General features: G+C 71.7%; 9 protein-coding genes. All 9 read left to right on the top strand.

Annotated elements, in window-relative coordinates; all coding sequences use genetic code 11:
- Positions 1-223: 223 nt before the first annotated feature.
- The 9 genes from T333_RS22265 to T333_RS22225 all read left to right on the top strand — a co-directional run bounded on the left by T333_RS22265 (position 224) and on the right by T333_RS22225 (position 11,827).
- Positions 224-1,300: a glycosyltransferase family 4 protein gene (locus T333_RS22265; protein ID WP_357249456.1), complete on the top strand. Its 1,077-nt coding sequence runs from the start codon at positions 224-226 to the stop codon at positions 1,298-1,300.
- Positions 1,297-2,451 (top strand): glycosyltransferase family 4 protein, encoded by a 1,155-nt coding sequence (locus T333_RS22260; RefSeq protein ID WP_496425704.1) that lies wholly within the window; start codon positions 1,297-1,299, stop codon positions 2,449-2,451. The genes T333_RS22265 and T333_RS22260 overlap by 4 nt, the downstream gene beginning before the upstream one ends.
- Positions 2,444-3,835: a lipopolysaccharide biosynthesis protein gene (locus T333_RS22255; RefSeq protein WP_357249462.1), complete on the top strand. Its 1,392-nt coding sequence runs from the start codon at positions 2,444-2,446 to the stop codon at positions 3,833-3,835. Before T333_RS22260 ends, T333_RS22255 begins: the two co-directional genes overlap by 8 nt.
- Complete coding sequence (locus T333_RS22250; protein WP_496425703.1) at positions 3,832-4,845, top strand: CgeB family protein; 1,014 nt, start codon at positions 3,832-3,834, stop codon at positions 4,843-4,845. Before T333_RS22255 ends, T333_RS22250 begins: the two co-directional genes overlap by 4 nt.
- A 150-nt stretch (positions 4,846-4,995) precedes the next feature.
- Complete coding sequence (locus tag T333_RS22245; protein WP_496425702.1) at positions 4,996-6,369, top strand: hypothetical protein; 1,374 nt, start codon at positions 4,996-4,998, stop codon at positions 6,367-6,369.
- Positions 6,360-7,640: a protein tyrosine kinase gene (locus tag T333_RS22240; protein WP_355002731.1), complete on the top strand. Its 1,281-nt coding sequence runs from the start codon at positions 6,360-6,362 to the stop codon at positions 7,638-7,640. Before T333_RS22245 ends, T333_RS22240 begins: the two co-directional genes overlap by 10 nt.
- Positions 7,637-8,995: a glycosyl hydrolase family 28-related protein gene (locus T333_RS22235; RefSeq protein WP_355002732.1), complete on the top strand. Its 1,359-nt coding sequence runs from the start codon at positions 7,637-7,639 to the stop codon at positions 8,993-8,995. Before T333_RS22240 ends, T333_RS22235 begins: the two co-directional genes overlap by 4 nt.
- Before the next feature lie 3 nt (positions 8,996-8,998).
- Positions 8,999-10,333, top strand: coding sequence for a GNAT family N-acetyltransferase (locus T333_RS22230; protein WP_496425701.1), 1,335 nt, complete (start codon positions 8,999-9,001; stop codon positions 10,331-10,333).
- Between the two features lie 126 nt (positions 10,334-10,459).
- Positions 10,460-11,827, top strand: a complete 1,368-nt coding sequence (locus T333_RS22225) for a glutamate-1-semialdehyde 2,1-aminomutase (RefSeq protein ID WP_496425700.1) — start codon at positions 10,460-10,462, stop codon at positions 11,825-11,827.
- Positions 11,828-11,836 lie beyond the last annotated feature (9 nt).

Raw genomic sequence — 11,836 nt, 5'->3', positions numbered from 1 at the left:
CCTCCCGCCGGTCCCCCGCGGGTCGGCTCGTGCCGGGCACGAACTCGCTGTGCAATCTACCCGACGCCACCCGTGTCGGCTACCGTTCCCGATGCCCCGCCGAGCGCGCCTCGGTGTCCTACACTGTTGCGCGGGAAGCGAGTTCGGCCGGACGGGCTCGCACGACCGTGGCAGGGAGTAGGGGGCCGGGGTGGTGGCAGGCACGGGTTCGTTGCGTGTGCACATGACGGGTTCCGAATGGTTCGCCGCGGAACCCGGGGGGCTCAACCGGTATTTCACCGAGTTGTTCCACGCGCTCGACCGTCGGCCCGAGGTGTCGGTGTCCGCGGTGGCTTGGGGCGCGCCGGGCAGGGAGGAGCCGCCCGGCGCCAGATCATGGGGCGCCGCCGGCGGTTCCACCGCGAAGCGGGCCCGCGTCGCCTTCCTCGATCGCGCCGCGCTGCGCCGAACCACCGTGCTGGACCGTCATTTCTGCCTCTACGGACCCGCCGCGATCGGCAGGCGCGGCAGCCTTCCGCTGGTGGTGCACTTCCACGGCCCGTGGGCGGCGGAGAGCAGGCTGACCGGGCAGAGCGAACTGGCGGCCAAGGCGAAATACCTGATCGAGCGAGTGCGGTACGCGGGCGCGGACCGACTCGTGGTGTTGTCCAGCCACTTTCGCGACGTGCTCGGCGCGGACTACCGGATTCCAGCGGACCGGATCGCGGTGATCCCGCCCGGCGTCGACCTGTCCCGCTTCCGCGCCGCGCCGCTGCCGGTCGGCACGGAGACGCGCACCGTCCTGTGCGTGCGCAGACTGGAACGCCGCATGGGCATCGACACGCTGCTGCGCTGCTGGCCGGGGGTGGTCGCCGAACATCCCGACGCGCGTTTGGTGATCGTCGGAACCGGCACGGCCGAAAGGGAATTGCGCGCCATGGCCGCGGGCGCGGGTCTCGGCGATTCCATCGTCTTCGCCGGGCACGTCGCCGACGACCGGCTCGCCGACCTGTACGAGCAGGCCGCGCTCACGGTGGTGCCGACCACCGCGCTGGAGGGGTTCGGCCTGATCGCGCTGGAGTCCCTCGCGGCAGGCCGGGCGCCGATCGTCACCGACTGCGGCGGCCTCCCGGATTCGGTTCGCGGCCTCGATCCTTCGCTCATCGTCCCGGCGGGCGAGGCAGAGGCGCTCGGCGCAAGAATCACCGCGGCGCTGCACGGCGCGTTGCCCACACCCGAGCGCTGCCGCGCGCACGCGGAGACCTTCTCGTGGGATGTCACAGCGCAGCGCCACGTGGCGATGTACCGGAATATCACATGACGATCCGCGCCCTGTTCCTCGCGCACACCGCGGCGCCCTCCGGCGCCGAACTGGCCACCTCGCGACTGCTGGGCGCGCTGCGCGCCGAGCGGCTCGCCGAGGTCGCGATGATCTACACAGAGGACGGTCCGATGGTCGAACGGACCCGGGCGCGCGGTGTCGAAACACATGTACTCCATGGCACTTTCGACAGCCGCGCCATGACGATCGGTTCCGGTCCGCTGCGGTTGCTGGCCGGTGCGATCGCGCTGCTGCGCCTGGGCTGGGCACTCGGCGGGCACCCCGCGACCAGGCGGGCCGACGTGCTGGTCGCCGAGAGCACCAAGGCGCTGGTGATGGGCACGGTCGCGGCGCGGCGGGCTCGCATCCCGTTGGTGTGGCAAGTGCACGACCGGATCGCGGCCGACTACTTCGGACGCTTGCCCGCGCTGGTCGTCGGGCTGCTCGGACGGTTCGCGGCACAGGGCTTCCTGGCCAACAGCCGGACCACGCTCGCGACGCTGCGCACCGGCGGCCGCCCGGCCGAAGTCGCCTATCCCGGAGTCGAACTCGGGATCGCGCCGCTGCGCGCGGCGCAACGTGATCCCGCGGAAACGGTGATCGCTGTGCTGGGGCGGGTCGCACCGTGGAAGGGCCAAGACGTGCTGCTGCGCGCGGTCGCCGCGACGAAGGTCCGGCCGCGCCGGGTGCTGCTGATCGGCGGCACGTTTTTCGACGAGGAATCCTTCGGCGCCGAAGTGGACCGGCTGGCCGCGGATCTCGCGCTTCCGGTGACCCGCACCGGCCACGTCGACGACCCGCGACCGTATCTGTGCGACGCCGACATCCTGGTGCACTGCTCGGTGCTGCCGGAGCCGTTCGGTCAGGTCGTCGTGGAAGGGATGCACGCGGGCTGTGCCGTGATCGCCTCGGCGCCGGGCGGCCCGGAAGAGATCGTGACCACCGGCGTCGACGGGCTGCTCGTCCCCGGGGGCGACGAGGCCGCGCTCACCGCCGCGCTGGACTCCCTCATCGGCGCTCCCGCACTGCGCACCCGCTTGGCCGTGGCCGGACGCGAGCGCGCGAAGGCTTTCGACGTCGCCGCGACCGCCCGATCCGTCGCCGCCTTCCTCGGCCGGATCGTTCAGCACCGGGGCGCCGCCCATGTCTGAGGCCCCGCATTCCACGGACCGCGCCGCACCAGGCGGCGCGCACCGCAGGGGCGACGGGGCGCGCGGTTCGTCCGGCGGCGGCGCGCACCGCTCGCACGGGCTGTTGGCGGTGCTGCGGGACATCGGCTACGTCAGCTTCGGCAAGTACGGCCAATACGTCATCACGGTGGTGACCGTGCCGCTCATCGCGCGCGTGCTCGGCGCACACGGGCTCGGGCTGCTGGCGATCGGTATGTCCTCCTATTTCATCGGCTCGCTGCTGGTCGACCTCGGCATCACCTCGTTTCTCGCCGCTCGCGTGCACGACACCGGCGAACACCGCGACGACCGGCACGGCTACATCAACCAGCTGCGCGGCGACTACCTGACCATCCGCGCCATGGGCTTCGCGGTGCTCGGCGCCGCGCTGGCCGCCGGACTCGCGATCGGCGTGCCCGACGAGGTCGACATGATTCTGCTCGGCCTGTTCGCGGGCGGATTCTGGTCGGTGTCGGAGGACTGGCTGCTGATCGGCCAGGGTCGCTTCGGCACGTCGACGGCGTACCAGGCGGTGGGCCGGATCGGCTATCTGATTCTGCTGGTCGTGCTGCTGCCCCGGCTGCCGCACGCGCATGTCGCGTTGCTCTGCTTGCTCGTGTCCTCGGTGCCGACCGTCGCGCTGACCTGGTGGGATTCGCTGCGCACCTATGGCAGACCCGCCCGGCCTCGGCTGGTGCGCGCGGTGCTGCGGACCGGCGCGCCGGTGCTGACCTCGCGCCTGCTGATCACGTTGTACGGGCAGGGCGCGGCGGCGGTCTACGCGGCGGTGCTCAACGCGGCCGCGCTCGGCCTGTACTCCGCGGGCGATCGCCTGGTGCGCGCCATCCAATCCATGTTGGACGCCATCGGTTTCGCGCTGCTGCCGCGGATGGCGCGGCGCGGCGCCGACCACCGCTTCTGGCGGAACGCCCTGCAGGCGCTCGCGGCGGCCGTCTGCCTGGCGACGGTCGCGGCCGCGGCGGTGTGGCTGGCCGCGCCCGTGCTCATCCACCTCGTCTTCGGCGACGAGTTCACCGGCGCCATCGGGCTGTTGCGGGTGGAAGTGCTGATGCTGCCCGCCACCACCGTCACCTCGTTCGTCACCACCGCGGTGCTTCCGGTGCGGCAGGACACCACCGGCGTGCTGATCGGCGCGGTGCTCGGCACCTGCGTGGCCGTCGCCGCGCTGGCGATCGCGTTCCGCACGCACTCGGTGTGGACGCTCGTGTACGGCGCGGTGGTCATCGAATTCACGGTCGCCGCCTGGTATCTCGCGCGCGTGCGGTGGCTGATCGTGCGCGAGCGGACCGTACCGGTCGCGAGCGCGCCCGCGGTGGTGCTGATGCGCGAGGAGGGCGGCGCGTGAGAATCCTCTATGTCGGCGACGATTGGATCGGCAGCAATGCCCGGTCGCTCGCCGACGGCTTCCGTCAGGCCGGGCACGAGGTGCTCGTCGTCGACTCGACGCCCGTGACGCTGCCCGCGCGGCTGTCCCCGCCCTGGCTGTACGCCAAGGCGACGCGGCGGCGCGCGCCGTGGACGACCGAGCGCCTGCACGCCGAGATCGACGGCGCGGCAGCGGCTTTCCGCCCCGATCTGCTGTTCGCGTTCAAGTCGGTGCACTTGGACCAGCGCAGGCTGCTCGCGACGCCCGCCGCGCGGCGGGTGCACTACAGCCCCGACGACGTCGCCAATCCGGCCAACATCACCTCCGACTACCTCGCGCACGAGGCGGACTGGGATCTGGTGGTGACCACCAAGCGCCACAACGTTCCCGAGCTGCGCGAGCGCGGCGCCCGCGCGGTCGCCTTCGTGCGCAGCGCCTACGACCCGGCCTGGCACCATCGCGCGGCCCGCCGCGGCGGGCGCGAGTTCCTGGCCGGGTTCGTCGGCGTCTGCCGTCCGGACCGCCGCGCCGACCTCGTCGCGCTGGCCCGAAAGTACGGCGACCGTATGCTGATTCGCGGTCCGGGCTGGCGGCGCGTGCCCGAGCTGCGGACCACCGGCGCGGTGGTGGCGGGACCGGTGTACGGGCAGCACTATTCGGCGGTGATCGCCGCCGTGACCGCCAACCTGGTGCTGCTCAACTCCGACAACCGCGACACCCACACCTGTCGCACGTTCGAGGTGCCCGCGGCGGGCGGGCTCTTCGTCGGCGAGCGCACCGACGAGCACGCCGAACTGCTGCGCGATACGGCCGAGTGCTTCCTGTTCGGCGAGCCCGCCGAACTGCCCGAGATTCTCGACTGGTGCGCCGCCAACCCCGAGAAGGCCGCGGCCGTAGCCGAGGCGGGGCACCGCAGGATCGTCGAAGGCGGACACCGCTACGTCGACCGCGCGCGCGAGATTCTCGACGCGCTGGAGGGGCTGGCATGAGCGAACGAAGTGAGCGAATCATGTGCCAGCGCGCCTCGCGCATGCCGGAGCCGAGCGCCAGCGAGGCGCAGGCATGAGCGAACGAAGTGAGCGAATCATGTGCCAGCGCGCCTCGCGCATGCCGGAGCCGAGCGCCAGCGAGGCGCAGGCATGAGCGAACTCGCCGCCGTCGCGGGCGCGCTGCTCACCCTCGTCGTGGCCGCCGCCTGGATCCCCGGCGTGGTCCGGGTTTTCGTGATCGCCCAGGCCGCGTTCTGGTCGCTGTCCTACATCGCCCGGCCGCTGGTCCTGCTCGCGGTGCGGCCCGAACCGCACTACGGCGACAACGTGCCCGACCCGCGGCTGGCCGAGCTCGGCTACGACCGCGGCATCGATCTGGCGCTCGACCACGTCGTGTTCGGATTGTGGGTGTACGCGGCGCTGGTGGCGGCCTACGCGGTGTGGGCGCGCAGGCGCCCGCCCGCCGCCGCGCCCGAGCTGGCCGCCGACCCGGATCTGATACCGACGCTGGTCACCATGTACGCCCTCGGCCTGCTGGGCCGCGCCGCCTCGGTGGCGACCGGATCCGTCGGCAGCGCGGGCGACGTCACCAGCGCCAACCCGATCCTCAGTTTCGTCTCGATCCTGGCCACGGTGGCGGCGCTCGGCCTCATCGTGTTCGCGCGCCCGGCGCGCCGGGAGATCGCCGCGCTCGTCGTCGGCGCGATGCTGGCCGGTGAGCTGCTGTGGACCGCGGTGGTGGAGTCCAAGACGCCGATCATGGGCGCGGCCATGGCCGTCGCGATCCGTTTCGCCATCGGCGGGTGGACACGCGCCAAGGCGTTCGGTGTCGCGGGGATCGGCGTGCTCGGCATCGGCGGGTTCGGCTGGCTGCAATCGTTCAAGACCACCGATCTCGCCAAAGCCGAAGCGGCGCTGATCGATTCGGACTATCCGCCCGCCATGCGCCCGTTCCTGAGCATCCTGCGCCGCTTCGATCTGCTCGAGGCCGCCACCGACGCCTACTTCCACGGTCCCGGCTATTGGCTGACGCCGGGCGAAGTGCTGCACAACGCGGCCTTCAGTCTCGTGCCCGCCCAGCTGCTCGGCACCGAGAAGTTCCAGTCCGGCACGGCGTGGGCGCAGGACGTGCGCGGCGCCTCGGTGGACATGAGCACGGTCTCGGTGTCGCTGGCCGAGGGCAACCTCAACGAGGGCTACGTGCTCGGCGGCCTGACCGGCGTGCTGATCGGGGCACTGTTCACCTTCGCGCTGCTGCTGGCGTGGGCGCGATCGCTGTACTCGCGGATGTTCCCCGTCGTGGTGCTCGGCTTGGCGGTGACCGGCTCCTCGGTGCTGTTCGAACGCGGAATCCTCGGCAGCATGGAGAACCTCGGCAAGTTCCTGCAGGCCGCGGTGCTGGCCTGGGTCATCCACGCGGCGGTCGTCGAAGTCCGGCGGCGTTTTCGGGTCGGCGCCGCGCCACCGCTGTCCCTTCCACCCGTCGTACCGGTAGCGAAAAGAGGGTCCTGGCAATGGGGTTGACCGAATACTGGCGGATCGCGCGCAGGCGCTGGCTCGTCATCGCCGGGGTGGCGCTGGTGTGCCTGGCGGCGTCGGCGGTCTATCTGCGCGGTCAGCCGACCACCTACGTGGCCTCCAGCACCATGTACGTCTCGATGGCGACCGGCACCTCGGTCAACGACTCCTACCAGGGCGGGTTGGCGGCTCAGCAGCGGGTGCGGTCCTATCTGGATCTGGCCACCAGCGCCACGGTGGCCACGCGGGTCATCGACGATCTGAGCATCACCATGTCCGTCGACGAACTGCGCGGCAAGATCACCGCCTCCTCGCCGCCCGCGACCACTCTCATCGTCATCTCGGTCAGCGACGGCAACGCCCAGCGGGCGCGCGACCTCACCAACACCGTCGTCGCCCACTTCCGCAGGCTCATAGACGAATTGGAGACGATCGAACGCGACGCCGCGCCCGCCGCCCGTGTCGCGGTGGTGGACCGGGCCGAGCTGCCGCGCTCCCCCGCCGGTCCGCAGTCCGGGCGGATCCTGGCCCTCGGTCTGCTGGCCGGGCTCGCGCTCGGCGCGCTCGCCGCGTTCCTGCGCGACCGCACCGACCGCACGCTGCGCACGTCCAACGATCTCGAGGCGCTGCTGCCGGTGCCCATCCTCGGCATCATCGACGAGGGCCGCCCCGGCGCGACCGACGAGACCCGCCGGATGCGCACGAGGCTGCTGCGCGAGGGGCCCGCGCACACCATCCTGCTGACCAGCCTCTCACCGCGGTCCGAGCCGGAAGTCGCGCTGGCGCTGGCGAAATCGTTCGCCGACACCGGTCGCTCGGTGCTGCTGGTCGATGCCGACACCTCCGGCCACGGTGGATCACGACGATTCGCCACCGGCGACGGGCGAGGGCTGGCCGCGGTCCTGCGTGGCGCGCCCGCCGCCGAGTCGCTGACGGGATGGCCGGAGACCGGCATCACCGTGCTGCCGCTGGGCGACACCGACCTGCAGACCGCGGATCTGCTGGCCTCCGACCGGTTCGCGCACGTAATGGCCCGACTCCAAGCCGATTTCGAGCACGTCCTGGTGCAGACCGCCCCGGTCGCCGCGGCCGCGGACGCCATCGCGGTCGCGCCGCTGTGCGAGCACGCGCTGGGCGTCGTCGAGCTCGGCGCCACAACGGCGCCCCAATTGCGCGGGGCCCTGGCCACATTCGGCTCCGAGCGACTCACCGGCGCGGTAGCGTACAGCAGGCCGGGCAACCGCTTGCAGCGGGTAGTGGGGAGGCTGCGGAGATGACCGACGAGGGCGTAGGCCGACGTCGACTGCTCGCCGCGTCGCTGGGCGCCGCGGCCGCGGTCCCGCTCGCGGCGGCCTGCGCCGACCCGGAGCCGCCCGGTATCGGTTTCCGTTCGCCGCACGTCACCGACGCGCCCGCGGCCCGCAACGTGCGCGACTTCGGCGCGGTCGGCGACGGCGTGGCCGACGACACCGCGGCGATCGCCGCCGCCGCGGATGTGCGGGACGAACCGCTGGTCCTCTATCTGCCCGCGGGCCGCTACAAGGTGACGAGCTGGCCGGCCATGGCGGACTACGCGACCGTGCTCGGCGACGGCGGCGACGTCTCGCTGATCGTGTGCGAGACCGACACCACGCTGATCTCGCTGCGCAGGCGCAATCGAGTCCGGTTCGCGCGGCTGGGTTTCTACCTCTCCGGTCCGCGCGCGACCGCCGTCGACCTGTCCGAGTGCTTCCGCTGCTCGTTCGATTCGGTGGTGATCCGCGGCAACCATCTCAGCGGCAACCATCCGCGCTTCCTGGAGCAGCGGGGCGTCGTGCTCAGGGACAACACCGGCGGCACGTCCTTCGTCAACTGCGACATCAACAATTTCGGCTTCGGCATCGTCACGTCGTGCATCCAGAACTACGTGACCTCGTCCAAGCTGACCAGCAACTACGTCGGCGTGCTGGGCACCGGCAACGACCACAACGCCGGATTGGCGCTCAGCAACGTGGAATTCGTCTCCGACAGCGATCCGCGCACCACGGTCCGCCACATCGATGTCGACGGCGCGGCCAACGACTGGTGGCTGACCAACGTGTGGTTCGAGGGCGCGGACGTCGCGCTGGCGATCGGGCGGACCGAACGTGGCGGGCCCGCGCAGTTCGGCATGGTCAACTGCAAGGTGGCGGCGCGCGAGATCTGCCTGGACCTGGCCTACTGCCGTCAGCCCTACCTGGCCAACGTGCAATTCGACAAGGATCTGGACGAGCATCCGGTCGAGGTGCGGGTGGACCGCACCGGCTGTCCGGAGGGCACCGCCGTCAACCTGATCTCCAGCGCCTCCGACGATCTCGAGCCCGGCCTCTTCCCGGACGGCTGGACGGTGATCAGCCGAAACAGCCTGCGCACGCCGCGATTCGACGGCACCCTGGTCGGCCGGGCGGGGCGCAGCGACGCCGACATCTTCCAGGCGCAGACCGGTGACGGGACCGTCCGGTCCGCGGTGCTCTCCAGCGGCGCGTGGTTGTCCGACCATCCCGACGCCGGTCTCGTGCTCAAGGACGCCGCGGGCGGCTATTGGCGGTTGTCGGTGAGCACCGACGGCGCGCTACGGACGACATCCCTCGGCCGCCGGCGTCCCAAGGAGTGACCCGTGTCCGACCAGCAGACCTCGCTGTCCCGCGTCCGGCTCGGTCCGGTGGTCCTGCACGGGGCCACCGTGGTGCTGCGACCGCCCCGAATCGCCGATCACGGGCAGTGGCGGCGGATCCGGTTGCGGGACCGTCGGCTCATCGAACCGTTCTGGTCGAGTTCGCCGCTGGACTGGAGCGTGCGGCACACCGCGAAAATGTGGGTGCGCGAATGCCTCTCGGTGCGCGGCGAGGCGCGTGCGGGTCGGCGCGTCGCCATGGTGATCGAGGTGGACGGCCGCTTCGCGGGTCAGGTCGAGCTGATCTCCATCGACACCGAGGCGGGCAGCGCGGAACTCGGCGTCTGGGTCGACGCGGAGGTGGCCAGGCACGGCATCGGGGGTCTGGCGGCGGCGATGCTGATCGACTTCGGGTTCGGGCCGGTCGGGCTGCAACGCATCACCGCCCCCATCTCGCCCGCCAACGTGGCGACCGCGAGCGGTGCGGCGCGACTGGGGTTTCAGCGCGAAGCCATGATGACCCGCTACTTCGACGCCGGTGGCGCGCGGCGCGATCACGAGCTGTGGGCGGTCACCGCCGCCATGGCCCCGCCCGAGGGCTTCACCGCCGCGTGGGTGCGCAGACATCGCACCGACCATCCCACGCTCGCACCCGTCCCCGCGCCGGGCCCGCCCGACCCGCCCGTGCCCGCCGGTACCGTGATGGCCGCCGCGGCAAGGTATTACGCGGGCCGCGCGCTGCACATGCTCGATCCACTGCACGCCACGCAGGTCACGCCGCTCGGCGACCTGGACGACCCCCGGGTGGTGTTGCGCAAACGGCGGCTCACGGACGGGCGACAGTGGCGTGCGGCCCGGCTGCGGGCCAGGGCCGCGCTCGATCCCGATCCGGCTGCGCTGGAATCGGAGTGGGCGGCGAAGCACTCGAACAGTCAGTGGTTGCGCGAATCGCTACTGGCCAGACCGGGCTTGCGTTCGTCGGCGGGACTGGTGCTGGCCATCGAGGTGGACGGCGCGTACGCGGGCGAGTGCCGGTTGTTCGACCTCGATATGTTCGACCGCAACGCGCGCATGTTCGTCTGGACCGATCCCGCGCTCGGCGCCGAGGAGGGCCGGGTGCGCACCACGGCTACCCGGCTGCTCGTCGCCTACGCCTTCGGCGCACTGGGGCTGTGCCGCATCGACACCGCGATCGAACCGGGGGACCGCGACGCCGCCACCGTGGCCGCCGAGGTCGGCATGGTTCGGGAGGGGCGCATGAGCCGATTCGTCGGCGCGACCGGCCGCCGCGCCGACCACGACTTGTGGGCGGTCACCGTTCCGACGGATCCCGAGTGAACGCGACGGAAGCCCGCGGGTTCGGAACGACACGACACCGCGCCGGACGTAGAGTTGGCGCAGAATGCCTCGCGCGCAAGAGTTTTCACCGTGCGCGCGGCCGTACCGCGAGGCCAGGAGATCGGTATGGAACACCGCACGGCTGAGGAACCGACGCCACGACATCGCGGGTTCGCGCGCAGCAACGAACTTCAGGCGCGCCTGCACGACCTGGTGCCGGGCGGCGCGCACACCTATGCCCGCGGCGCCGACCAATATCCTGAGTCGATGGCGCCGATCCTGGTGCGCGGCAGCGGGTGCCGGGTCTGGGACGCCGACGGCAACAGCTACATCGAGTACGGCATGGGCCTTCGGTCGGTCACCCTCGGCCACGGCTACCGGCCGGTGCTGGAGGCGGTGGGCGCGGCGATCGCCGACGGCGTCAGCTTCAGTCGTCCCACCGAGCTGGAACTGCTTGCCGCACAGGACTTCCTGGAGCTGGTGCCGGGCGCCGACATGGTGAAGTTCGCGAAGAACGGCTCCGACGCCACCACCGCGGCCGTCCGGCTGGCCCGCGCCGCCACCGGGCGCACCGTGATCGCGGTCTGCGACCAGCCGTTCTTCTCGGTGGACGACTGGTTCATCGGCACCACGCCGATGGCCAGCGGCATTCCCGCCACGGCGGTCGCGGGGACGACGCGGTTCCGCTACAACGATCTGGCCTCGCTCGCCGCGGTGCTGGAGACCGAGGCCGTGGCCGCGGTCGTGATGGAGGCGGCCACCGCGCTGGCCGAACCCGAGCCGGGGTTCCTCGAAGGGGTGCGCGACCTCTGCGACCGGCACGGCACCCTGCTCGTCTTCGACGAGATGATCACCGGCTTCCGCTGGTCGGCGGGCGGCGCGCAGGCGGTCTACGGCGTGAAGCCCGACCTGTCCTGCTGGGGCAAGGCCATGGGCAACGGATTTCCCCTCTCGGCGCTGGCGGGCAGGCGCGAACTGATGGAACTCGGCGGACTGCGCACCGACCGGGAACGGGTGTTCCTGCTCTCCACCACGCACGGCCCGGAATCGTCCGCGCTGGCGGCCTTTCGCGCGGTCGCGCGCGAGTACACGACCGGCGACCCCATCGCCCGGATGGAGCACGCGGGTCGACTGCTCGCCGACGGGGTGAACGCCGTCGCCGCCGAACTCGGCATCGCCGACCGCCTCGCGGTCCTCGGCAGACCCTCGTGCCTGATCTTCGCCACGCGCGACGCGGACGGCGAGCCCTCGCAGGCGTTTCGCACGCTGTTCCTGCAGGAACTGCTCGAGCGCGGCGTGCTCGGTCAATCCTTCGTCACGTCGGCCGCGCACACCGAAGCCGATGTGGCGCAGACCATCTCGGCTTGTCGCGAGGCGGCGGTCGTCTACCGCAAGGCGCTCGAGCAGGGCGGCGTCGACGGGCTGCTGCACGGCAGGCCGGTCGCGCCAGCGCTGCGCAAACACGCCGAACCGCGCCGGATCGAAACCGAATGAGCGTGCCAT

Source organism: Nocardia sp. CNS-044 (assembly GCF_059570515.1).
Note: the sequence above shows the minus strand (reverse complement) of the source record. Positions and strands in the feature narration are given on the sequence as shown.

Bases quoted from the DNA above. Each gene is read 5' to 3' on its own strand.
- T333_RS22265 (WP_357249456.1), top strand. From the start codon at position 224: ATGACGGGTTCCGAATGGTTCGCCGCGGAACCCGGGGGGCTCAACCGG.
- T333_RS22260 (WP_496425704.1), top strand. From the start codon at position 1,297: ATGACGATCCGCGCCCTGTTCCTCGCGCACACCGCGGCGCCCTCCGGC.
- T333_RS22255 (WP_357249462.1), top strand. From the start codon at position 2,444: ATGTCTGAGGCCCCGCATTCCACGGACCGCGCCGCACCAGGCGGCGCG.
- T333_RS22245 (WP_496425702.1), top strand. From the start codon at position 4,996: ATGAGCGAACTCGCCGCCGTCGCGGGCGCGCTGCTCACCCTCGTCGTG.
- T333_RS22240 (WP_355002731.1), top strand. From the start codon at position 6,360: ATGGGGTTGACCGAATACTGGCGGATCGCGCGCAGGCGCTGGCTCGTC.
- T333_RS22235 (WP_355002732.1), top strand. From the start codon at position 7,637: ATGACCGACGAGGGCGTAGGCCGACGTCGACTGCTCGCCGCGTCGCTG.
- T333_RS22225 (WP_496425700.1), top strand. From the start codon at position 10,460: ATGGAACACCGCACGGCTGAGGAACCGACGCCACGACATCGCGGGTTC.